Origin of the sequence: Photorhabdus aegyptia (assembly GCF_000612035.1) — a bacterium.
Classification (GTDB): domain Bacteria; phylum Pseudomonadota; class Gammaproteobacteria; order Enterobacterales; family Enterobacteriaceae; genus Photorhabdus; species Photorhabdus akhurstii.
On record NZ_JFGV01000002.1, the window covers coordinates 1 to 23869 of the forward strand.

18 protein-coding genes and 1 pseudogene are annotated in these 23869 nt (G+C 39.8%); 13 read left to right on the forward strand and 6 right to left on the reverse strand.

What is annotated here, in order from left to right:
- Both BA1DRAFT_RS00845 and BA1DRAFT_RS00850 read right to left on the reverse strand, forming a co-directional pair.
- On the reverse strand, positions 1-1391 hold a 1391-nt coding region (locus BA1DRAFT_RS00845; protein WP_235200936.1), incomplete at its 3' end, for an inverse autotransporter beta domain-containing protein.
- 260 nt (positions 1392-1651) lie between these two features.
- Positions 1652-3595, reverse strand: a complete 1944-nt coding sequence (locus BA1DRAFT_RS00850; RefSeq protein WP_036775380.1) for a phage tail protein — start codon at positions 3593-3595, stop codon at positions 1652-1654.
- A 279-nt stretch (positions 3596-3874) separates the two neighbouring features.
- On the opposite strand from BA1DRAFT_RS00850, the gene pth reads away from it, so the two are divergent.
- A complete protein-coding gene (pth, locus tag BA1DRAFT_RS00855) occupies positions 3875-4465 on the forward strand; it encodes an aminoacyl-tRNA hydrolase (protein WP_036775381.1) in 591 nt (196 codons plus the stop codon).
- Positions 4466-4599: 134 nt separating this feature from the next.
- Positions 4600-5691 carry a redox-regulated ATPase YchF gene (ychF, locus tag BA1DRAFT_RS00860; protein WP_036775382.1) on the forward strand — a complete coding sequence of 364 codons (1092 nt, stop codon included), beginning with the start codon at positions 4600-4602 and terminating at the stop codon, positions 5689-5691.
- Positions 5692-5866: 175 nt separating this feature from the next.
- Here the strand turns inward: ychF and BA1DRAFT_RS00865 are convergent, their stop codons facing one another.
- Together BA1DRAFT_RS00865 and BA1DRAFT_RS00870 are read right to left on the reverse strand one after the other, a co-directional pair.
- Positions 5867-6289 carry a hypothetical protein gene (locus BA1DRAFT_RS00865; protein WP_036775383.1) on the reverse strand — a complete coding sequence of 141 codons (423 nt, stop codon included), beginning with the start codon at positions 6287-6289 and terminating at the stop codon, positions 5867-5869.
- A 382-nt stretch (positions 6290-6671) separates the two neighbouring features.
- Positions 6672-6872 (reverse strand): annotated as a pseudogene (locus tag BA1DRAFT_RS00870) (IS1634 family transposase); the annotation flags it as partial.
- A 492-nt stretch (positions 6873-7364) separates the two neighbouring features.
- Here BA1DRAFT_RS00870 and BA1DRAFT_RS00875 point away from each other — a divergent pair.
- Positions 7365-7937, forward strand: coding sequence for a nuclear transport factor 2 family protein (locus BA1DRAFT_RS00875; protein WP_036775385.1), 573 nt, complete (start codon positions 7365-7367; stop codon positions 7935-7937).
- A gap of 159 nt (positions 7938-8096) precedes the next feature.
- Here BA1DRAFT_RS00875 and BA1DRAFT_RS00880 read toward each other — a convergent pair whose 3' ends face one another.
- Complete coding sequence (locus BA1DRAFT_RS00880) at positions 8097-9305, reverse strand: phage tail protein (protein WP_036775386.1); 1209 nt, start codon at positions 9303-9305, stop codon at positions 8097-8099.
- A gap of 773 nt (positions 9306-10078) precedes the next feature.
- Between BA1DRAFT_RS00880 and BA1DRAFT_RS00885 the strand changes: the two genes are divergently transcribed.
- From BA1DRAFT_RS00885 to BA1DRAFT_RS00895, 3 genes are all read left to right on the forward strand, one after another.
- Complete coding sequence (locus BA1DRAFT_RS00885; protein ID WP_036775388.1) at positions 10079-12757, forward strand: AAA domain-containing protein; 2679 nt, start codon at positions 10079-10081, stop codon at positions 12755-12757.
- Between the two features lie 784 nt (positions 12758-13541).
- Positions 13542-14348 (forward strand): hypothetical protein, encoded by an 807-nt coding sequence (locus tag BA1DRAFT_RS00890; protein WP_036775389.1) that lies wholly within the window; start codon positions 13542-13544, stop codon positions 14346-14348.
- A gap of 420 nt (positions 14349-14768) precedes the next feature.
- Positions 14769-15611, forward strand: a complete 843-nt coding sequence (locus BA1DRAFT_RS00895) for a hypothetical protein (RefSeq protein ID WP_036775390.1) — start codon at positions 14769-14771, stop codon at positions 15609-15611.
- A 298-nt stretch (positions 15612-15909) separates the two neighbouring features.
- Here BA1DRAFT_RS00895 and BA1DRAFT_RS00900 read toward each other — a convergent pair whose 3' ends face one another.
- Entirely contained in the window at positions 15910-17331 is a 1422-nt protein-coding gene (locus BA1DRAFT_RS00900) for an aminotransferase-like domain-containing protein (RefSeq protein ID WP_036775391.1), read from the reverse strand.
- Positions 17332-17462: 131 nt separating this feature from the next.
- On the opposite strand from BA1DRAFT_RS00900, the gene BA1DRAFT_RS00905 reads away from it, so the two are divergent.
- The 7 genes from BA1DRAFT_RS00905 to BA1DRAFT_RS00930 all read left to right on the forward strand — a co-directional run bounded on the left by BA1DRAFT_RS00905 (position 17463) and on the right by BA1DRAFT_RS00930 (position 23579).
- A complete protein-coding gene (locus BA1DRAFT_RS00905) occupies positions 17463-18800 on the forward strand; it encodes a cytochrome ubiquinol oxidase subunit I (protein ID WP_036775392.1) in 1338 nt (445 codons plus the stop codon).
- Positions 18790-19797: a cytochrome d ubiquinol oxidase subunit II gene (gene cydB, locus BA1DRAFT_RS00910; protein ID WP_036775393.1), complete on the forward strand. Its 1008-nt coding sequence runs from the start codon at positions 18790-18792 to the stop codon at positions 19795-19797. Before BA1DRAFT_RS00905 ends, cydB begins: the two co-directional genes overlap by 11 nt.
- Positions 19778-19936: a DUF2474 domain-containing protein gene (locus BA1DRAFT_RS21570; RefSeq protein ID WP_071824106.1), complete on the forward strand. Its 159-nt coding sequence runs from the start codon at positions 19778-19780 to the stop codon at positions 19934-19936. The genes cydB and BA1DRAFT_RS21570 overlap by 20 nt, the downstream gene beginning before the upstream one ends.
- 208 nt (positions 19937-20144) lie before the next feature.
- Positions 20145-21233 carry a histidine kinase gene (locus tag BA1DRAFT_RS00915; RefSeq protein ID WP_235200937.1) on the forward strand — a complete coding sequence of 363 codons (1089 nt, stop codon included), beginning with the start codon at positions 20145-20147 and terminating at the stop codon, positions 21231-21233.
- 138 nt (positions 21234-21371) lie between these two features.
- The gene (locus BA1DRAFT_RS00920) at positions 21372-22205 is read left to right on the forward strand and encodes a siderophore-interacting protein (protein ID WP_036775396.1); all 834 of its coding nucleotides are present in this window, start codon (positions 21372-21374) and stop codon (positions 22203-22205) included.
- Positions 22206-22888: 683 nt separating this feature from the next.
- Positions 22889-23230: a type II toxin-antitoxin system RelE/ParE family toxin gene (locus BA1DRAFT_RS00925; protein ID WP_036775397.1), complete on the forward strand. Its 342-nt coding sequence runs from the start codon at positions 22889-22891 to the stop codon at positions 23228-23230.
- Positions 23231-23237: 7 nt separating this feature from the next.
- The gene (locus tag BA1DRAFT_RS00930) at positions 23238-23579 is read left to right on the forward strand and encodes an addiction module antidote protein (RefSeq protein WP_088776107.1); all 342 of its coding nucleotides are present in this window, start codon (positions 23238-23240) and stop codon (positions 23577-23579) included.
- The last annotated feature ends 290 nt before the right edge of the window (positions 23580-23869 follow it).

Below are 23869 nucleotides of genomic sequence, written 5' to 3' on the forward strand. Positions count from 1 at the left end.
CCTTCTATATTTATAATCCCGCCACTCTTCTGGAATAATTCAGGTATATCCCAAGTCACATTTTTGAATGGATTATCAGATTGAATTTGTATTGGTTTAACTTCACCACCGTAACCACTAATTTCTAATACAGGAACCAGTAACCTAAAACGTTGCGGTTTTTTCAGATAATTCAAAATAATATTATTATTTCTTTCAACTAAGTCGTAACGATTTCCAGCCAAACTTCGTAGTGAAGAAACATTTTCTGGTGATAGTTGTTCTGATAACGGAACACCAAATCGATAGTTCACATTGAATGAAAATATGCCATCACTCTTTCCATCTTTCCCTAATTTATAGTCAACTCCCGCAGTGATCAGTGGAATCGGGGTATAATTTACCCCAATAGTTGCTGCATAGGGATCTTTTTGCCTATTGTCCTTTCCGAATAACGCAACATTATCACCAAAATATTGTTCATATTTTATTTTGGCGCCGAGTGACGGCATTGCAGGTAAATACATGTCGGCAATAAGGTCATAACCATTTGCAGGGCGCTCATAATAATTGGTTAAATCACGAGAGTTATGCCAATCACTCAAGCGAAAATATGCGTTAGCAGACATTTTTAGGTAGTTAGTCCACAATTCACCGCCCAGGCTAAATCGGCTGTTATTACCGGTTAAATCATTATCGTAAAAAGTGTTCGCCCCATACATCCAATTGTTTATGAATAAACGGGTTCCAATGCCTAAATTCACAGTGTCACGGCTATCTTTATGACGATATCCATATTGACTATAAATAAGCCAGTGATCTTTATCATCATAGAAAGGGACGAGTAAGTCTACAGAACTTTCATCCAAGCGCCCATGATGGTCAACATTTAAATTAATTTTAGCTGTACCAAACTGGGATAACCATTTCTGAGTATTATTTGTTATCTGATTATTTAACTTGTTGACAATATAATCTTGCGCCAATTTTTTTGGATCTTGATTTAATAATCCAAGGAATTCAGGGCCACGAGAGAGGATTAAAGGCGGGAGATTTTGATTATCATCTTTAGGATCATTTTCATGTAACTGGGGTATTTTTGGTTTTTCACCGCTATCGTTTTTTCCTATTACGCTTTTCTTTGATAAAAATTTACCACACCGCCTCTGCTCTGATCGCTTTTTCTCTTTATGAGTAACGTTTTCGTGTAATTTCTTACTAACCTGATTTTGCTTCATGGCGGATTCTGGGTAATCCTGACAATTTTCAACACCAATCAAAGAGTTTCCTAATTCAGGTAACGCAGTATAACTTTTCAGTGGCATAAACGCGGCAAATAAAAAACAGGCCATGAGTACACGCTTATTTACTTTATAACTTATTACGTTACGAAAAATACGATTGATGTTCATCAGTATTACCATAAAGTTTCCGCCGTTATATTCATTTATAGCTACTGAGCACATTAAATGACTTTTTATAGCTTTGTATAATGAAAATAAATTATCAGCCGATAACTATTAGTAATCACTTAGCAAAACCATCGTAAATTCTTATCCAATGTGACATTAAGTACCTACGCAATTTTCATCAAAACGTAAGAAAAAACCCGTTGTGCAAATAGTTCAACGGGTTTTCTGCTTATTTGTGATTATGAGTTAGCACTTAATTATTATGATTTTTCAGGCCGTTGAACTCTAACATTAATCACTCGGCCATCGGGGATATCACATAGTTCACCATCATGGTAATAAACGACTTCCCCGCCATCGCTAATACTCTTAACACGTTTATTTTGAGCAAATATCGGCGCATCTCTATTTTGACGATGATAGCATTCAATAGTTATATCGCCACTAGGCATATCTACTGATTCATTAACCCAAATCAGATTTAACCCGTTACTGTCTGCCGGAACAATGGTACCACCATGAATTCCCCATGCCCCATCTTTAGCAAAACCGTTGCAGCCGCTGATGCGATATTTCCCTGTCTCTATCCGCTCGACAGTCATACCCTCCGCTTCACGAGTTAGCTCATAAGTTCCGTCTGGATAAATACTTACTACGGGGCTGGATACTTTGAGATTGCCGTTAGTGTCAGCGATACAGTTATTATTCAGGATGGCAATAGGATTACCGTTATATTGCAATTTATCGCCGCCGATTGTCAATCTGCCGTATCTTTTTTCATTGCAAATATCAAAATCCTGTAATCCATCACCTGGAACCCCAATGTAGGCGGTTCTTTTTCCCCCCTCAAAAAACTGAAAATATGCGTGTCTACCCGCGTCATATGTTATATTAAAAACACCTCCAGCCCCCTTTAAATTTGCCGACCCGGCATTAATCCGCCCCTCAGGAGAAACAGAGAAAACCCGATTGTTATTAATATATGCAACCAACTCACCACCAATTGTTAATTTGCCAGATTTTTTTTCGTTACAAATATCAAAATCCGGTGAGCCGTCACTCGGGAATCCAACATAGGCCGTCCTTTTTGCTTCCTCAATAAACTGAAAATAGGCATGTTTACCCGTATCATGGGTTATGTTAAAAACCCCCGCATTCCCCCGTATATTCGCTGACGCGGCTTCAATCAGACCCGCAGGAGAAACAGAGAAAACCCGTTTGTCATTAATATCTATCGCATATCCGTAGGTATTAACACTACCACCACGCACAATACCGGCTTTAGCATAATTGTCATACCAATTGTAAAGTGTATACGAGACTATTGTACCCGCCGGTCTTCCACCAGATTCAGAAGCTAACACAACCGCATTACGTTCGTTTGGAATTGTCTCGACTTGTTTAAACCTAGCGTTCCCATTTATATTCGCTGACGCGGCTTCAATATGACCCGCAGGAGAAACAGAAAAAACCCGTTTGCCATTAATATCTATTGTATATCCGTAGGTATCGACGCTACCGCCACGCACAATCCCCGTTTTAATATAATTGTCATACCAGTTGTAAAGCGTAAACCCAACTATCTCATTTGCCGGTTTAGCCCCCTGTAAAGAAACTAACATCGTCGCATTACGTTCAGTGGGAAGCGTTTCAACCTGTTTAAATCTAAAATACTGTGGATAATTCCCCCCGTTGGCCGATACTGCATTTTTCGCCAATTCCACAGTTTCCGATAAGCCGAGGTTTTTCACAAATGCGTTTTTATCAGGAATATCTGCGCCATTTTGATTTTTTGCCAATCGGTTATTAGCATTATCATTTACATCAGAAACTAGCTTCTGAGTGACGGCGAGAGTATTACTATTACCTATTTTATCTGTGAGCTGAGTAACACCTTTTTGTGTTAATGAGGCATCTGGTACTTGTATTGCGATTTTTTGTTCTAACGCTTTATTTAATTGGACAATCAGTTTAGCTATATCCCCATCATCCAGAACATCATTGTCAGAATATGTCGCAATAAAATTAGCTACAACAGATGTTATTGTCGACGACTGACGTAATACCTTGTTGAGTAAATGAGTGGTAATATTTTCCGGGGGAAATCCTGTTTTTAAACTCGAGCTATCTTCATATCCTTCTTGACTGACTACATTGGCATTATTACTAATGGAAAAAGCTTTAAAATCGTTCTTGAGTTTCATATATTCTCCTCAAATTAAATAATATCAATTTATAATCAATAAGTTATTTCAATTATATTCTAGCCTAGAAGAAGAATAATGGAACATTCTTAAAACTTAGGTTGACAACTATTTTTTATAATTATTCCTTACAATTTCACATCCTAAAAATAACTTATTGTTCAATAACCATCAGTAATCACTTAAAGGAAAGAATAATCAAACTGAACTTTGTACTCGTCGTACCCGGCAGGTAAACTATCCTCCTTGTTGTTTTACTGCCAAAAGTGAAGAAAAATAGTGAGTAACATAAAATTAATCGTCGGTCTGGCTAATCCCGGTGCTGAATATGCTCAAACCAGACACAATGCCGGAGCCTGGTATGTTGACCTGCTCGCTCGGAGCCACAATCAATCACTGAAAGAAGAGAGTAAATTTTTCGGTTATACCGCCCGGATTAATATCTGCGGTCACGATGTTCGTCTGTTAGTCCCAACGACGTTTATGAATCTCAGTGGTAAATCTGTCGCTGCCCTCGCCTCATTCTACCGCATCCAACCGGATGAAATTCTGGTGGCCCATGATGAGCTCGATTTACCGCCAGGGGTGGCAAAAATGAAACTGGGCGGCAGTCATGGCGGTCATAATGGCTTGAAAGATATTCAGAATAAATTTGGCAATAATCCTAACTTTCACCGCTTACGTATCGGTATCGGCCATCCCGGCGACAAAAATAAGGTGATTGGCTTTGTGCTAGGCAAACCACCAGCCAGTGAACAAAAGCTGATCGATGATGCCATTGATGAAGCACTGCGTTGTACTGACATCCTGATGAAACAAGATATGGATAAGGCAATCAATCGCTTACATAGCTTCAAAGCCAGCGCTTGATGACATGAAGTTGATAAATCTTGTCTGTAAGATCGTGATAGCCCGCCATTCCGTGTATAATGGCGCCAATTTTTTTGACTCATCAAACAGGCTAACACAGCCTTTTGATTTATAAGTAATTTAAGGTGAAAATCATGGGATTCAAATGCGGTATCGTCGGCCTGCCTAACGTCGGAAAATCAACATTATTCAATGCGCTGACTAAAGCAGGTATCGAAGCAGCAAACTTCCCGTTCTGCACTATTGAACCCAATACCGGTGTCGTCCCTATGCCAGATCCACGGCTTGAACAACTGGCGGAAATTGTGAAACCTCAGCGAATCCTACCGACCACAATGGAATTCGTCGATATCGCGGGTCTGGTAAAAGGCGCATCAAAAGGTGAAGGTTTGGGCAACCAGTTTCTGACCAACATTCGTGAAACAGAAGCTATCGGCCATGTTGTGCGCTGTTTCGTCAACGACAACATCATTCACGTTTCCGGTCAAGTTGATCCTGCTGCGGATATTGAGATCATCAATACCGAACTAGCCCTTTCCGATCTGGACACCTGCGAACGAGCCATTCATCGTGTCCAGAAAAAAGCCAAAGGCGGCGATAAAGATGCTAAAGCAGAACTGGCAGTACTGGAAAAATGTCTGCCTCATCTGGAACAAGCGGGTATGTTGCGGGCGTTGGATCTCAGCACCGAAGAGAAAGCGGCTATTCGCTATCTGAGTTTCCTGACGCTGAAACCCACCATGTACATCGCTAACGTCAACGAAGAGGGTTTTGAAAATAACCCACATTTGGATGCTGTTCGTGCGATCGCAGAACAAGAGGGTTCGGTGGTCGTTCCGGTTTGTGCTGCGGTAGAAGCGGATATCGCCGAGCTGGAAGATGATGAACGCGAAGAGTTTATGGCTGAACTTGGGCTGGAAGAGCCAGGTTTAAATCGTGTTATCCGCGCTGGCTATCAGTTACTGAATCTGCAAACTTACTTCACTGCCGGCGTGAAAGAGGTTCGGGCATGGACCATCCCAGTTGGCGCCACCGCACCACAAGCAGCCGGTAAGATCCATACTGATTTCGAAAAAGGTTTTATCCGCGCACAAACCATCGCTTTTGAAGATTTCATCACTTACAAAGGTGAACAAGGTGCAAAAGAGGCCGGTAAAATGCGTTCAGAAGGTAAGGATTATATCGTTAAAGATGGCGATGTGATGAACTTCTTGTTTAATGTTTGATACTTTCTGCTGCTCCGCAACATCTCAACGTCTGACGGCGTTTCAGGAAACGCCGTCAACCTCAGAAAGAGTCCAAGATCAGGCAGCTTGACTCTCGGCGCCTGCACCGACGGCCCCTTACTTAATGAAGCCGGAGAATGGGGCACAATCTCCGGCCACAGTAGCGAGTTATTTATCAACGAGCGCCAGGAATCGTAAACAATGGTATTCGCCCTTCCATTCGCCAGTTACGCACAACACTCTGGCCGCTGTTTACGATTCGATAACGATATGAACCTGTCGCAGTCGGGAAAAAAGTACGAGTAACGGAACGTTGACCGTAGCTGGTAGTTTGGGAGACGACCTGCCACGATCCACCGACCATCCTTTCAATGAGGTGATTAATGGTGCTTGTAGGGTTATTGCCGGACAGATCCTCGAACGTGAAGGAAACCACTCCCAAGCAAGAAATAGAGAATGGACCATACACATCGCTAGACCCGTTAACTGCCACGCTTGCTCCACTGTTATGTACATTCATGTAAGCACAAGCGGCGGAAGCAATATTACTGGTACCCAACAACAGCAACACAAATAACGAGAAAAACAATTTTTTCATAATCAACTCCTTTCTTTATTAAGGTTTTATTAAGGTTTTCTTTCCATCTCCTTGCTCAGCTTTTCAACTGAGCTATCTAAATATATATTTTATTAAAGCAATAGAAACAAAAATATAAATTTTATTCTCTATCATTGATAGCGTTTTAGCAAATTAATATCAATCACGGTTATTATGAATAATCGTAAATAATTTTCTGCCATTATTTCATCCACATCATTATAGTGTGACGTGATGACCTACATTCATTATTTCATTTACGAGTAGCGTGAAAAATATAATATAGTCACGGATTGAATATAGAACTATTTATACCCGTCATCTTTCAAGTTGCCTCTTTGTTGGCTGCACATCTCATTCAAGAATAAAAAGACTCATAAAATTAACCCAATATTTTCAACAATGCATTCTGGTATGGCTGTATTCCCGTCACCATCCGGTGTTTCTGAAATTCAAAGATGTTTATTCCTTCGAAGGTTAAAAATATCCAACGTGCTGTAGGAGACTGAGGCTGCTGGTGTTTCATATCCGGGTAAAAGGCGGCGTTTTGTTTCAGTCCAGTGCGGATTTTATGTTCCAGAGCGGTAATAAGGCTTCTATGCTTGCTGATTTTTTCAAATAGTCTGTTGAGGATCATCGCGAGGAAGGCAGACCCATGAGAATCTGATATCATCGCAAGATGTCTCTGAAACTAATAAAAACCATTAAAATCCAATTAGTTGTGTGGATTTTTGTTTTTAATGAAAGCCGGTTTTGGTGTAGCAACGGCTAATCCGAGCCAGTTGATTTTTTATAGTTATAATTACTTTAAGTGACTATTTACAGACTTTTCTATTAGGCGTAGTATCTGATACCTGATGACTTTCTATACGATAGTTATCCGGCATGTAAGTCAGTTTAGTCACTTACTCTTTATTAAATTGTGTCGTTTTGGGTGGTTCTTCTCTCTCTAGTCAAAGTCAAACCAGCCGATGAACAATCATTTTCAATTTATCTAATGAAGGAGTCCCAGTAATACTTAAATCTTTACAAAACAATCTTTTAGTTCCTTTAGTACTAACAAAGAGGAAAGACCATGAAAAGTCACAAGAGGTTATCGTTATTCACGCTTTTACTGCTTACTACCAGCCCGGTAGCACTTGCGGCGCCAAACAATTGGCCCGGCACCAAAGTAGATCAACCAGCACCTAAAATCAAAGGGATGCCCAAAGCTCTGGAAAGAAATTTGGCTAACTTTGACGATCTTGATTTCCGTGTCTATACAGACCAAAGATGGTGGGATCTACATAAGAGCCATGCCATGAACATTATTGTTCACTACCCTGATGGTCATACTACTAAGGGTATTCGACAGCATCTTGACGATCTGAAGTATATGTGGACATTTGCTCCTGATAACCGAATCACAGAGCACCCGGTACGGTTTGGTACCGCTGATGCGGAATGGACCGCTGTTACGGGATTTACAGATGGAACATTTACGAAACCTATGGTTCTCCCAGATGGTAAGGTTATTAAACCTACAGGTAAGGCGTATCACCTCCCTATGGCGACACTCGGACACTGGAACAAACAAGGGGTTATGGATGAAGAGTATCTCTTCTGGGACGATTCTGTGCTTATGAAACAGATAGGTGTTAGTGATTGATTCAACTACTTCGTACGGACTTGCTTAAGAGCGAGTCCGTAAATGTTGCAATGTTATATGTTTGGGCCTGCCCCAATAGTGGTGGGGAGCATGATAACTTGTATGCGCAATTCTTTACAAAACCGGCTAGTCAGAAAAAACCGCCTATTTCCAATTGCATTATTCCTGTGGTTTTTCAGGCAGTTGCACTCGAACATTAATTACTCGACCATCGGGAATATCGCATAGCTCACCGTCATTGTAATAAATGACTTTTCCGTCATCGTTAATGCTCTTAACGCGCTTATTTTGCGCAAATATCGGCGCATCTCCATTTTGGCGATGATAACATTCGATGATTATATCACCGCTAGATGGATCTACCGACTCACAAACCCAAATTAGATTTAACCCGTTGCTGTCTGCCGGAACAATGGTACCACCATGAATTCCCCACTCCCCATCTTTAGCAAAACCATTGCAACCGCTGATACGATATTTCCCGGTCTCTATCCGTTCGACCGTCACCCCTTCCGCTTCGTGAGTTAACTGATAAGTTCCGTCTGGATGAATATCTACCACCGGGCTGGAAACTTTTAGGTTGCCATTAGTATCCGGCTTGGCGTTGCTTGTCGACCAGACTTTATACCACGGGTTCCATTTATTGATGTTACCGTCACCATTGTGCGTTCTATAGTATAATTCGCTCTTCGGCAAGTATGAGGAGTGAATCATCAGCTCATAACGCTTAAAGGTCCCATACCCTCCTGAAAATCTCATTCCTGGCCCATGTATACCTGGGCCATTTAGTCCTACTGGATAGCCAAAATATGTCGAATTCTGAGGAATGTTATCAAAATTATCGATTGTAGAAGCTGTATTAGTCCCAACAACAATCGGTTTTGTACTAATAACTTCTAAACCGAGATTTTCCACAAATGCTTTTTTATCGAGAATATCTGCACCATTTTGATCTTTCGCCAATCGGTTATTAGCATTATCATTTACATCAGAAACTAGCTTCTGCGTTACCGCAAGGGTATTACTATCGCCGGTTTTATCTGTGAGCTGAGTAACACCTTTTTGTGTTAATGAGGCATTTGGTACTTTGGTTGCAATTTTTTGTTCTAACGCTTCATTTAATTGGGCGGTGAGTTTAACAATATCCCCATCATCCAAAACATCGTTGCCGGAATATGTCGCGATAAAATTAGCCACAACAGATGCTATTGTGGAAGATTGACGTAATACCTTATTGAGCAAATGAACAGTAATATTATCCGGTGGAAATCCAGTCTTTAAATTTGGGCTTTGTTCATAGGCTTCTTGACTCACTACATTAGCATTATTACCAATAGAAAAAGATTTAAAATCATTTCTTGGACTCATACACCCTCCAAAATAAAATAATATTATTTTATAAATAACACATTTAACCACTGTAAAAACTATTTCCAACAATTCACTTCAATCATAGTCTAGCTTAGAAAAATAATAATGGAACATTCTTGCAACTTAAATTGACAATTATTTTTATAATTGATAGCAATAAAAAACAAAACCACCTAAAACCAGACATATATTAAAACCATTTTCATCCATTTCATCTCGAAAATATTTTTAATAACATTTACTTCCTCAGAATAAAAACAATAATTACCCACATAATAAACTCATATTATACTCTTAGATAATGTTCTTCACGGCAGAATAGATAAGACGAATATACAACGAAAATATTTTAACCAAGAAGTTAATATAATTGAATGTAATCTTTAATTGTAATTATTCGTTTTCTTATATTAACATAATAAGTACAAATAATTTCATCTATACTATAAAATAACTTTCTTTATTTAAAAATAACTCATTAGGTGTTTTGTACCCCAATGTCTTACGTTGGCAATCATTCAGTTTATTCATACGAATCTTATTTCCTGTCCTATTACCGATGAAAAATCTGCGCTCTTTGGAAGATACTGACAAATCAGTCCATTTGTGTTTTTATTCACTCTGCGTTCCCAAGAAGCATAAAGACGCCAAAATAAACTTGCGTTTCTATCGTAGGATTTTCACCAGTTCATACCGTTGCTTAGCTTCTAATTTATCCCATCATTGAGTATATTAAAGGATTATGAAACATTTCTTATGGACGATATGACATGGTTTCCGTTTATATGGATAAACAAGACAAAACCAAGCAGATAGCTGACTGGAAAGTTTGGTATAACGACAAGAACAATGAACTGATGCTTACCAGTTATTTTGCTTCCGGAAAGAAATATACTCTGCCAATGACGAGATGTGCGGTCATCCCCACAAAAGCCACGAAAGGAAATCTTCTAACAATAAATGGTCAGTCCATTATCACGGCTATTGAAAGTGCAGAAACCTACGGCAATAGGTTTACCGTCATCTATTATCCCGGAAGTCACAAACCTTATGTCATGAAAACGGATAAGATTGAGATTATTTCCGCAACGAACATCATGAATGAAGCAGTTTTTAACTATTTTATTGCTGTGGCAAAAGCACGTATCAACCATACCAAAGGAAATGACAAGCTCATTGCTGAAAACGTACTACGCCAAATGGAAAAAATCACTCCCCATCCTGATACGGCGCTACATGCTTATTGTTTTGGTAAAAATCAAACTCGGAAGCCGACTCAACATTTTATTTATCCCTTTGGCGTAAATGAAAGTCAGTTAAAAGCTGTTGAACACGCATTTTCCTCCCAGATCAGCATTATTGAGGGACCACCGGGAACAGGGAAAACGCAAACCATATTAAACATCATTGCCAATATTTTGTTAAATCAAAAGACAGTGGCTATATTGTCCAATAACAACTCTGCGGTAGAGAATGTATATGAAAAATTATCCAAAGTGGGACTAGGTTATCTGGTTGCCAAATTAGGGAGTTCCGATAATAGAAATCTGTTCTTTGAAACCGGGCAATCCTCCCTTACAGGACAAATTGAGCATACCACTGATATTCAGGCTATTAATTCAACACTAAACAAATTAAAATTGCATCTCAAAGCTCAAAATCAGATAGCACTTCTACAGGCACAAATCGATGAATTATCCATCGAAAAACAATATCTAAAGCAGTGGCAAAATGAAAATTTAACAACAAAGCCAAAAATATTAGAGAAATATAAGTTACCACCACAAAAAACAACCGACCTACTTGCTTATTTAAACTATCTTGCAATGCGGCGTATTTCTTTTGCAAACAGAATTCAGCTCTTACTTAACTTCAGAATAGTACGTACCAAATTTCTAAATGATTGGGAGAAACGTAAGGAGTTCATTTACTCTCTACAATTCTCCTATTATGAAAATATGTTGCATCAAAAAACAAAGCTACTAGATAAGTATAAGCAAGAGCTACGGAACCACAATTTTAAACAATTGTTGAACAATCTAACAGATAGTTCGATGAAGTATCTTAAAAACCATCTACGTCAGCACATTCACCACCAATCTACTTTCAGTGCACAAGATTATCGTAAAAGATTTAGTGAATTTACACGACGCTTTCCTATTATTAGCAGCAGTACGCACTCTATCATTAATTCTATCGCCAAAGGTGCTTTGCTCGACTATGTAATTATGGATGAAGCTTCACAACAGGACATTATTCCAGGTATTCTAGGTCTCGGCTGTGCTAGAAATATCATTATTGTCGGGGATAGAAAACAATTACCACATGTCCCAATGAAACTCCAAACTACACCACCAGTTGAATTTTACGACTGCGTAAAATATAGCCTCCTGGACTCTTTTATTGGGCTTTTTCAGAATAATATCCCCATCAATTTACTCAAAGAACACTACCGATGCCATCCAAAAATCATTCAATTCTGCAACAAACAGTTTTATGATAATCAACTCATCCCGATGACACATGACAACGGTGAAAAGGCATTATCACTAATTACCACCGCCAAAGGAAATCACACCAGAAACTTATCTAACCTGCGAGAGTTGGAGTCGCTAAATAAAATCGGATGGGAAGCAAACCATGATATAGGCTATATCGCTCCTTATAATAATCAGATCAACCTTTCTCAGGAGTACCTGCCGGAAGATATGATTAAGGCCACAACACATAAATTCCAAGGTCGAGAGTGTGATGAGATTATTTTCTCCACTGTTTTAGACAAGAAGTGGGATAGCCAAAAGAAAATTTCTTTCGTTGATGATCCTCATCTAATCAATGTGGCTGTATCCCGTGCTAAAAACAAATTTACGCTAGTAACCGGGGATAATGTCTTTACCAAGAACAATCAAAGTATTGCGGCTTTGATTCGCTATATCAGATATTACGCAGATGCCAAACAACTTCATGATAGCCCGGTCATTTCTGCCTTTGATCTGCTTTATGACGAATATGACAAATCATTAGAAAAACTGAATGCCAAGTTGCGTACAAGTGATTCCAGATTCAAATCGGAACAAATTGTTGCCCAACTGCTACGCGAGATCCTAGCTCAGGAAAGATTCAATTCAATTAAATATCATCAGCAGATTGACCTCATTCAGTTGGTTTCACTGAAAAACAACACATTTATTCCGCATGAATTGGAATTTATGAGAAATAGAGCCAGTTGTGATTTTGTGCTCTATTTCAAAATGGGGAAATTTCCTTTGGGAGTCATTGAGGTGGATGGTTATTATCATGATACTGCTCAACAATCTGAACGTGACAATGTAAAAAATGCCATTCTGATAAAGGCAGGCATTCCTTTATTAAGATTGAAAACCATCGAGAGCGATATTCAGCGTAAAATAGCTGCTTTTATCACTGGAATCCTCGAAACTCCTTCATAACAATCGCTTGAATACAAATATTACTTACTAAGTGGAGAAAACATCCGCGGTATTCAGATACATTTTTGCACTCATCCAAATTTAATTTAAAGCCTTCTGTTGATTCAGAAGGTTATTAAAATTACCGATAAAATTGGATTTTTATTTATCGCCAACTCCCATTAATTAATATAATATCTTAATGTTTTATCATTACCCCATCTTTCATCAAGATATACTGATATTAAATATAAGTTTAACAGTGATAACTCGCAAAAATAACAAAACCATTCCAAATAACAGAACCGATAATTACCTACACAATAAAACCACATTATATTCTTTAAGCAATGCCATACACCCAGCAACAGAATAAATAAGATGAACTATAAAACAAAAGAATTCCAACCAATAAGTTAATATAATTGATCGTAATTTTCACTTGTAATTATTTTCACCTAATAAATATGAATCAAAATAAATCGACAAATAATTAATAATAAAATGCATTATTAGAAAATAAAAAATAAATAGTAGAATAGTATAATGTAATATTATTCAATAAAAACCTCACAAATTTTATTGAAATAGACTTTACATACTACATTTTTACACTATTATTAAAAGATTAGATATATATTTTTATCCATTGATTAAGATGTTATCGGTTTTCAGGAGCATATGTTTATCACATAAACAAATCCATATGTTATTGATATAAAATAAATTATAGTTTCTGAACCCAGAACTCAGGTTGAATAAAAAATCAATTGCTTATCTAATAAATCCACAAAGGAAAGCAACCATGAAAGATATATTAAAAAATTCTGATCATAAAATTAAAGATATTCAGGAGTGGATAGAATACATTAAGCACAGAGGAGAAAAATATTCTAAAACGAAGCCATATTCAGATAACATTTTTATTCGTTTCCTAGAAATTGAGAATCTTTCTGATATACAAAGTCCAGCCAGTGTAGCAGCGACAAATACATACACACTATTCGCAAAGAAATCAGCCACATCAAATAAATATCCAGTCAGTGTCACTGAGGGGCTGCAAACTATCATCAATTTATGTCGAGTCGCATCAGGCTATGATCCATTGGAACCAGAAAGTGATGGCAATACGGAGAAATTTATAGCATTCACCGAAGAAATAGAAAAGGTTCCCTTTCTCTCTTTACTATGGGCAGACAAAAGTACGGTTACTCAACAAAGCCATGACACAGATGTCTTGATCGATTCTTTTATTAAAGTCTTTCAAGGATTATCTCCTCAAGATAAAATTACCATTAAGATTTATTTGAAAAAGTTGATTGATACCGCTTTATCATATGCCGATCAGAAGGAAAAAAAATCCAATCTAGTACAATATGCTCTGGCTAAAACCCCAAAGGGAGTGTCACTTTTACTCTATTCTTTTGTATTGACAATAAAGAAAGTAGATAACAAAGGTACGATTAAATTTACATCTCATTATAATCTTTGCCAGGCAGAATATAATCTCAGCCAGAAAATATGGGAAATGACAAGATCGGTATTGGAGAAAGAAGATAAGATAACCATAGAATATTTAATCGATTGTATGACAACCAAAACGAAAGCATAAACTGAAAGCTTTCTATAAGTAGATTAATTGATTTATATCAATGACATCATTACCAATATGTTCTGATATTATTCTCATTATAGTTATTCAATAAAACTATTAAACTCAATAAAAATACAATATATGAAAATATCACATAAACAACCATTTATCCGTGAGGAATAAGTTAAATTACATACCCTTAATATTTGATAGTGAAAAATATCCATCTATGGATATACTTAGTTTGCAAAAAAATATATCTAACATTCGTTAACAAAAATTTAAAACAAAAATTACCAAGCTAAAAAAGCAGTAATATTAAGTACATGATTATCGATTTATCTCACTGTTAATAATAGGGTTAAACATTGTTCCCTATTTTCAACAGTACCCTAACATTCAATCCCTAACTTAATAAATCTATTAAGGATAAAAATCATGGAACATATCTTAAATAATCCTGATTATGCAGTTAAAAAAGCCCAAGAATGGATAGAACATATTGAAAAAGGAGGAACAAGACTCCTTAACGATTGGGAACGCTCAGACAATATTATTATGGATTCTCCTGATGCTGGCGATTATTCCGATGTACAGAGCCCGGCTAATGGCGCAGCTACAGGAGATTATGCACAGCTTGCAAAAGACTCTTCTACATCATCTAAAAATCCGTTAAGCATTACCGAAGGCTTGCAAACTGTTATTAATATGTGCCGTGCAGTCTCAGGCTATAATCCTTTAGATCCTCAAGGCCAGGGTAATAAAAAGAATTTCTTCTCATTTACAGAAGAGTTATCTGGCGTTCCATTCCTTTCTTTGCTGTCAACAAGCGTACAAAATGTTATTCAAAAAAGTCATGATGCAGATGTTTTGATCAACTCTTTCCTGGAAAACTTCTTAGGATTATCTAGTCAAGAGAAAGAGCAGATGAAAACCCCTCTGAGACAATTAGCTATCGCAGCATTATCCTATGCAGGCAGGAGACAAACTCAATCCAATTTCGTTCAAAGTGTTCTTGCTACATCACCAAGAGGTGGCGTTTCATTCTTCTTATATTGGTCTGAGTTTTCAATCGTCGCTTACGAAGATGATAAAGGTCTTATCGAATTCAAATCTCATTACTTCCTGCCACAAGCAGAATATAACCTAAGATACGAATCATGGGTAAATGTAAGACCTGCATTCGAGAAAGCACAGAAGGTATCATTAGAAGATTGGATTGACAGTATGACCACTCGAAGAAAGAAAGGAAGTAATGTAAGAGCGCTTTGTATAGAATAATGTATACCTTATAGATTTCAAGATGCATCGCGACGGCAAGGGAGCGAATCCCCGGGAGCATAGATAACTATGTGACCGGGGTGAGTGAGTGCAGCCAACAAAGAGGCAACTTGAAAGATGACGGGTATGGTGAAATAACCTCAAAATGGTGTCGGCAAAAGCGTCGTGGACACCATAAGTTTCATAGATTCCCAATTTCTTTTGGAAAGTCGAACTGCTTGATTGAGAACGGTTACTTTTAAATACCGTTGCTTTCTCCATGAACTTCTCCTTGATAGGAATTAATATCAACCTGAGATCAGGCTATTTCAGCCAATAATGTATGGCAAATATTGCCTAATGTCTGCATAGCATGTTCCATTTTCTGATTCCAATCAAAAGAGGCATTCAGACGAAAGGCATGGTTAAACTGTTCGCTGGTACAAAACATACTCCCGGGTGCAATGCTGATCCCTTCTGCCAATGCCAGTTGATAAAGCCGCTGTGCACTGAACGGTGGCTCAAACTCTAACCAAAGAAAATAACCACCTTTAGGGCAATTCACTTTTACTGAAGCGGGCATATAGTCACCAATCGCTCGTAATATCAGGTGTTGACGTTGCTCCAATGTGCGACGAAGGCGGCGTAAGTGGTTGTCATACCCCCCCTCCGCAAGATAATCAGCAATTGCCAATTGCGTCGGCATGCTGGCAGAAACGGTACTCATCATTTGTAGCTGTTGGATTTTTTTGGCATGTTTTCCTGCCGCAACCCAACCTACCCGAAATCCCGGCGCCAGACATTTAGAAAACGAAGAGCAATGCATAAAGTTGTTTTCACTGTCCAACCCTTTCGCCGGTACAGGCCGTTGCTGCTCGAAATAGAGTTCACCATAAACATCATCTTCAATCAGCACCACCTGATTACGGTTCAGAATATTCACCAGCCGTAATTTACTGTCAGCGGACATCGTTCCCCCTAGCGGGTTCTGAAAGTGAGTCATTAACCAACAGGCTTTTATCGGGTATTTCTGAATCACCTCCTCCAGCGCATCCAAATCAATACCGTTTTGTGGATCAGTTTTGATGGCTACCGCTTTCAAACGCAAACGTTCAATGGCCTGTAAAGCACCGTAAAAAGCCGGTGATTCAATCACCACCCAATCACCCGGCTCCGTCACCGACTGTAAACTGAGACTCAGTGATTCCATCGCACCAGCGGTAATGACAATTTCATCAGGAGAGACATGAATACCATGCATTGCATAACGGCGCGATATGTTACGGCGTAACTTATCATTACCCGGCGGTAAATTAGCTAAAGCGCTATGCGGCGCTATTCGCCTGGCCGCGGCCGCTAACGCTTTGGAAAGTTTGGGTTGAATCAATAAGGATGGATCTGGAAATGCTGAACCAAACGGAATAATCGCAGGATCTTTACACGCCTGTAATACATCAAAAATAGAAGCGCTTATTTCTACGCTTTCACTTAAATGTAATCGTTTTCCCCCTTTTGCTGCGGCAAAGGGCTGCAAACGTTTAGCAACGTAATAACCCGATTGAGGCCGGGAAATGATCCATCCCTGGCTCTCTAATAATTGATAAGATTGAACAACGGTCATCAAACTTAAACCGGATAACTTCACTGATTCTCTCAGTGAAGGTAATCTATCTCCCACCAGCCAGGTACCATCTTCGATATGTTGAAGAATTTGCCTGGCAAATTGTTCATAACGCTTCATCAATTCAGACCTCTCCGCAAACTGTTATAGTTAATATACAGAAAACTGTCACTATTATAGTTATTTTTTTCATGCTTTACTTACCCGTATACATTTCCTGCCTTTATTCAAACTAAAAATAAGAGGTCACTATGTTTGGTTTAAGCGCCTTGGAACTGGCCAGAATTCAATTCGCGTTTACCGTCTCGTTTCACATTATCTTTCCGGCAATTACTATCGGGTTGGCCAGTTTTTTAGCGGTACTGGAAGGATTATGGCTGAAAACTCGGAATACCGATTACAAAGTGCTATATCATTTCTGGTCGAAAATTTTTGCCGTTAACTTCGGTATGGGCGTGGTTTCTGGTCTGGTTATGGCTTACCAGTTCGGCACCAACTGGAGTTTTTTCTCTGATTTTGCCGGTTCGATCACCGGCTCATTACTGACTTACGAAGTACTGACTGCGTTCTTTCTTGAAGCGGGCTTTCTCGGCGTTATGCTATTTGGCTGGAATCGTGTAGGTGAAAAGTTACATTTCTTCGCCACCTTGATGGTTGCGCTAGGTACTCTAATATCCACTTTTTGGATACTGGCCTCCAATAGCTGGATGCAAACCCCGCAAGGCCACGAAATTGTCAATAATCAGGTCGTCCCCGTCGACTGGTTGGCAGTGATATTTAATCCCTCCTTTCCATATCGCCTGGCACATATGTCTACTGCGGCCTTCCTCGCCTCAGCATTCTTTATTGCAGCTTCAGCGGCATGGCATTTATTAAAAGGCAATGACTCGACAGCAATGAAAAAAATGCTCTCCATGTCGATGTGGATGATCCTGATTATTGCGCCTTTACAGGCATTGATTGGCGATGCCCACGGTCTTAACACACTCAAGCATCAACCCGCCAAAGTCGCGGCAATGGAAGGCCACTGGGAAAATCTTCCCGGCGAAGCGACTCCGCTGATTCTGTTTGGTATCCCGGATATGGCACGGGAAGAGACACGTTATGCCGTCAAAATTCCTTATCTCGCCAGTCTGATTTTGACTCACAGTATAGATAAGCAAGTTCCCGCTCTTAAGGAGTTTCCACCGGAAGATAGACCAAACGCGCTTATGGTTTTCTGGTCATTCAGAGTGATGGTCGGCCTCGGTATGTTGATGATAGTTGCCGGTTTTTGGGGGCTTTGGTTGCGTTATAAGAAGCGACTTTATCAGTCAAAAGCCTTCTTGCGTTTTATATTCTTGATGGCGCCTTCCGGCCTGATCGCCATTCTTGCCGGTTGGTTTACTACCGAAATAGGCCGTCAACCGTGGGTAGTTTATGGTCTGCTACGCACCAAAGATGCGGTATCCGCACACGGTGAAATCCATATGAGCATCAGTTTGTTGCTTTTCATCGCGGTTTACAGCTCGGTATTTGGTGTGGGTTACGCCTACATGATGAAACTTATCCGCAAAGGTCCCAAAAAGGAGTTAAACAATGGGTATTGATCTGCCGTTAATCTGGTTCATCATCATCGTGTTCAGCATCATGATGTACATTGTCATGGATGGTTTTGATCTTGGAATTGGATTGCTCTATCCCACGGTTAAAAACGATAAGGATCGTGATTTAATGATGAACAGCATTGCGCCGGTGTGGGATGGTAACGAAACCTGGCTGGTGCTTGGCGGCGCAGGTTTATTCGGCGCTTTCCCTTTAGCTTATGCCGTTATACTTGATGCATTAACAATTCCCCTGACATTAATGCTACTTGGCTTGATCTTCCGTGGCGTCGCCTTTGAATTTCGTTTCAAAAGCGCGCCTGAGCACCGTCATATCTGGGACAAAGCCTTTATCAGCGGCTCTGTGATTGCGACGTTTGTTCAAGGCGTGGTAGTAGGCGCCTTTATTCAAGGGTTCCCAGTGGAAAACCGAGCTTACGCCGGCGGCTATTTTGATTGGTTTTCGCCCTTCCCCCTATTTTGTGGTTTTGGGCTGGTAGTTGCTTATGCATTGTTAGGCTGTGGCTGGCTAATCATGAAAACCGAAGGTCATCTACAACAAGAGATGTACCGCGTCGCCCGTCCGCTCATCTTTCTGATGCTGGCAGTTATCGCCATTATCAGTTTATGGACGCCATTTATTCATCCGGCAATAGCTGAACGTTGGTTCACCCTGCCTAACCTATTGTTTTTCCTCCCTGTACCACTGTTGGTGGTTTGGTCCGGCTGGAAGCTACTGTATTCAATCAAACGCAAAACCCATTACACACCGTTTCTATCAGCGCTGTTGTTAGTTTTCCTTGGCTATAGTGGATTAGGCATCAGTATCTGGCCTAACTTGATCCCACCAACAATCAGCTATGAAGCTGCGGCAGCGCCACAGCAAAGTTTAGGTTTTATGCTGGTCGGCGCCCTACTTATCATTCCAGTGATCTTGGTTTACACCTATTGGAGCTACTACGTTTTTCGGGGGAAAGTTAACCATGAACAAGGCTACCACTAATCAAAACACTCCACGCCCTTCTGTATGGAAACGGATAGGCTGGATGGCAATGATCTGGTTATGCAGTGTGATGGCTCTTTTTGCTGTTTCCACACTATTTCGCCTTTTAATGACAGCAGCCGGTATGAAATTGAAGTAATTATTAACACTATTTAATAAATTGAGCTAAAGTTTTCATCAGTATTGCAGAACGGAATCTTAGCCTGATGAAAACAAGTTCAAATAACACCATCTTCAAAAATCAAAAACTGTTTGTAATCAACTCCATTATAAATTTATTTTTACTTTTTATACTGTTGCTGATTAATAAACCGTCGATTCCAGATTTAATCTTACCGTTATTGATAATGTTAAGCATTACAAATGTCTACTTCCTGATAAAAGTGGTACATAATTCTGCTCCTGTTAAAGAATGGCAACATGCAAGATACAAAGCAGAAATTAACGCCCTGAAACAAAAAAATGGCTATTTGGATTTTCTCTGTCAAAGCCATTTCAAACTGCAAAATTGTAAACTGCTACCTGAAAAGCTTCAGGAGATTTTTTCCCACCTCAATCGCCTGATCCCTTTCTGTGAAGCCAAAATCATCTTTTATCCATCGCAACAAGAATATTCCTTCCGTAATCCTCATCAATGCCCCTACTTTGACGTGCCGCTTATTACGAGATGGAATTTAGATGACAATATTGATAACTATGGAACACTCTGGATAAAAACACACAGAAATAGTGATCTTACCCCCGATGAAAAAAGTCTGGTTCAAGATGTGGTAACTTTAATGACAAATAAACTATTACGGGAAAATCAGCTCCAATGCCAACATCAGAGTGTGCTGGCCGCAGAGAGAGCCGCTATTTCCCGTGAACTCCACGATTCCATTGCTCAATCCCTCTCTTTCCTTAAGATTCAAGTTAATTGCCTATATATCGGCAGTGATAATTTACCCAAGCAAAGTTTAACTTCGCTAAATATGATTAAAGATGAGTTGAATATTGCCTATCGCCAGCTAAGAGAATTACTGGCAACTTTCAGGAATGAACAACCTCAATGTAATCTACAAGAATCTTTACAGGACTTGATTAATGAATTTAACCACCGTCTAGGCTTCAACATTGAATTCAATTACCGCCTGACACATCAGCACATTCCTGACAGTTACAGCAAGCATTTGATACAAATCATTAGGGAATGTTTAAACAACTGTTATAAGCACGCCGATGCCAATTGGATCAGTGTCCGCATTTACCCTATTGATGACAAAATTATTACAGTTGTTAGTGATAACGGTCAGGGTATCAATCTGGACTCCGCTAATAAAAACAAATTTGGCATGGCTATTATGCAAGATAGAGTTTCTATCCTGGGTGGACAATTACAGATAAAGAATCGAAAACATGGCGGTACAGAGGTAGAAATTCAATTTTCACTGGATTGAAAAAGACAGATAAATCCCATTACCGACAGCAGCACAGTTTATTGAATGATAATAATTATCATTTATGTTAATTGCTGTTACACTAACTTTGGTTTTATCAGATAATAACCTTAGGTAAATTTTCCAGAGGAATTTTACGTGACTAATAGCACAATTGAAGAAAAAAATATTTACCGTCCTGCACCACCAAGGCTTGTTCAGGTAAAAAACATTTTCGATGTGACGCCTAATATGCGCAGCATTACTTTCACCAGCGAGTGTCTGGATAGTTACCCCACTGAATGTGAAGGCGGGCACCTAAAGATATTCTTACCGCTTCCGGGGCAGACCAAACCGGTATTACCGACTTTATCGCCAGAAGGCCCAATATGGCCAGCGAGTGAACTGCGTCCAATTGTCCGTACTTACTCGGTTCGCGCCATCCGCACCGAACAAAAAGAGATCGATATTGAGTTCGCATTACACCACAATGGTGGCCCGGCAGTGGAATTTGCTTATAGCGCTAAAATCGGTGACTGGATCGGTATCACTAATCCCGGCGGCCCAGATCCATTATTGCCAAAAGTCAGCCACTACTATATGGCTGGCGACCCAAGTTCCCTGCCTGCTATTGCCGCGCTCTTGGAAACAGTAAAACCAGACGCGACTGGACAGGTCATTATTCGTATCGAAAGTGAACGAGATATTCAGGAATTAAAAAAGCCGGCTGGAATAGCGGTTCACTGGATCACGGGTGATATTGAAATAACTGACACAATCGTATCTGAATTCAAATCCTGGTCATTACCAACAGAAGATGTCACTTTCTGGCTTGCCGGTGAAGATAAGCTGGTAAAAGAAATTCGTCGCTATATTCGCCGAGAAAAAGGCTATGAACGCCACCAGCTATATGCCATTCCTTACTGGAGACATGGCTTTGATGAGGAAGGTTATCATGTCCTGCGTCATGAAGTGATGGATAGCGACGATTAAGAACCTTATATATTTATATTCGCTTGATCCCCTCTCCTACTAAAATTCGTGGGTGAGGGAATCAACAATACAGATATTATCCGCAACATCACTTAAAACGAGGTTTTTAAAATCGAAGAAATGCGATTGACGATAATTCAATTTCTCTTGAGTTTGTAACATTTTGTTACAAATTTATTTTTTCGTGAATTAAAAAAATGAAAATTTTCCTTGCTATTTACTGATGATTTAATAATCAATCTGAGCTTCGCTTAAGAGAAGGGAACCTCAGGTTAAATAGGACCGAGTTGCTTTACCCGATCAGATCCTCTGACGATCTCAGTATAACTGAAATCCTTTGGAGCCTTTTTGAGTTGGGTGATCCAGTGCAAGCCCTCTATATCATCAGACAACAAAATGTACTGTCTTTCAGTGGGTATGAATCCCACCCGGAACTAAAGAAGTCTCTCCTGATAGCTGCTTACTTATCAGAGGCGGACCACCTCCTCGAGCAGCACCTTCTCTTCTGTCAGCAAACGGGCATGTTCACCCACGATTTCACGCAGTACCGCCAATTCAGCTTCCAGTCAAGCCACGCGGTCAACTGCTGCGGGGAATAAAATATAAAAATTCATGATGGATGCTTGATGAGATGTAACTTATAAGAGACAATAAGTATAAGTCATTGTGATGAGGGCAGCTGAATGCCTTATACAACACTACGTTATCAGGACGGTAACAAAAAAGTTCCTTATACTGAATGGATAAGAAAACTTAGAAAAAAAGATCCCCGCGCTGCCGCTAAGGTTGACACTCAAGTATCCCGCGCATGTGCCGGAAATTTCGGGGATCACAAATTTGAAAGGGATGGTGTCTGGGCATTACGAATTGATTACGGGCAAGGCCACCGCGTTTATTATTCGATGGAAGCTGGACAAATAATCCTTTTACTCATCGGAGGTAACAAAGGCTCACAACAAACGGATATAGACAAAGCCGTTAATTACCTTAAAGATTTTCATGTGAGGATAAAAAATGACAGATAAAATCAAAATGAAAGTAGCCTGCGAAGCAGGTGACTCTAATATCCCAGCTTCAATCGATCACGATACTGCAATGATTGAAGAGTTGCGCGCCGATCCTGCATACGCTGAAATCTATTTACAGACGGCGTTAGAAGACATTTACGAGCCGGGTGGCGTTGGTGCGTTCCTTATTGCATTACGCCAGATCATTGAGGCTCGTGGCGGCGTTGGTGAGATAGCCAAAAAATCCGGTCTTGCCCGACAGCATATTTACCGCGCGTTATCCGCTAATGGCAACCCGACATTGAGCACTATTACTGAAATAACACGTGCAGCGGGAGTTAGATTAACCCCGGTCCACTATTCCTAATATGGTGCTGGTTTATTAGCGCCGATTTGTGGGGGGTTCATTCCTCAGCCCCACAAATCGGCCTAGTACTACAGCCGTAGATGTTGTGTAATAATACGCCAAGTTTTCACGCTAACATAGCGAAAGATTCGATGCAAATACCGTTGACCCTGTGGACACAGGAGCTGCATACATTACACGCCCGTTTAGCTCCCCTGTTTAAGCGCTCCGAACCACATTACTGGAAAATAAAGTAGCGCCACTAAGGTCATATCACCAGTTTATCCATATCCAGAATTAAACAATAAAGG

Excerpts from the sequence above, each read along its gene's own strand:
- BA1DRAFT_RS00850 (WP_036775380.1), bottom strand. The coding sequence starts at position 3,595 with ATGAAACTCAAGAACGATTTTAAAGCTTTTTCCATTAGTAATAATGCC.
- ychF (WP_036775382.1), top strand. The coding sequence starts at position 4,600 with ATGGGATTCAAATGCGGTATCGTCGGCCTGCCTAACGTCGGAAAATCA.
- BA1DRAFT_RS00865 (WP_036775383.1), bottom strand. The coding sequence starts at position 6,289 with ATGAAAAAATTGTTTTTCTCGTTATTTGTGTTGCTGTTGTTGGGTACC.
- BA1DRAFT_RS00875 (WP_036775385.1), top strand. The coding sequence starts at position 7,365 with ATGAAAAGTCACAAGAGGTTATCGTTATTCACGCTTTTACTGCTTACT.
- BA1DRAFT_RS00880 (WP_036775386.1), bottom strand. The coding sequence starts at position 9,305 with ATGAGTCCAAGAAATGATTTTAAATCTTTTTCTATTGGTAATAATGCT.
- BA1DRAFT_RS00885 (WP_036775388.1), top strand. The coding sequence starts at position 10,079 with ATGGTTTCCGTTTATATGGATAAACAAGACAAAACCAAGCAGATAGCT.
- BA1DRAFT_RS00890 (WP_036775389.1), top strand. The coding sequence starts at position 13,542 with ATGAAAGATATATTAAAAAATTCTGATCATAAAATTAAAGATATTCAG.
- BA1DRAFT_RS00895 (WP_036775390.1), top strand. The coding sequence starts at position 14,769 with ATGGAACATATCTTAAATAATCCTGATTATGCAGTTAAAAAAGCCCAA.
- BA1DRAFT_RS00900 (WP_036775391.1), bottom strand. The coding sequence starts at position 17,331 with ATGAAGCGTTATGAACAATTTGCCAGGCAAATTCTTCAACATATCGAA.
- BA1DRAFT_RS00905 (WP_036775392.1), top strand. The coding sequence starts at position 17,463 with ATGTTTGGTTTAAGCGCCTTGGAACTGGCCAGAATTCAATTCGCGTTT.
- cydB (WP_036775393.1), top strand. The coding sequence starts at position 18,790 with ATGGGTATTGATCTGCCGTTAATCTGGTTCATCATCATCGTGTTCAGC.
- BA1DRAFT_RS21570 (WP_071824106.1), top strand. The coding sequence starts at position 19,778 with ATGAACAAGGCTACCACTAATCAAAACACTCCACGCCCTTCTGTATGG.
- BA1DRAFT_RS00915 (WP_235200937.1), top strand. The coding sequence starts at position 20,145 with ATGTTAAGCATTACAAATGTCTACTTCCTGATAAAAGTGGTACATAAT.
- BA1DRAFT_RS00925 (WP_036775397.1), top strand. The coding sequence starts at position 22,889 with ATGCCTTATACAACACTACGTTATCAGGACGGTAACAAAAAAGTTCCT.
- BA1DRAFT_RS00930 (WP_088776107.1), top strand. The coding sequence starts at position 23,238 with ATGAAAGTAGCCTGCGAAGCAGGTGACTCTAATATCCCAGCTTCAATC.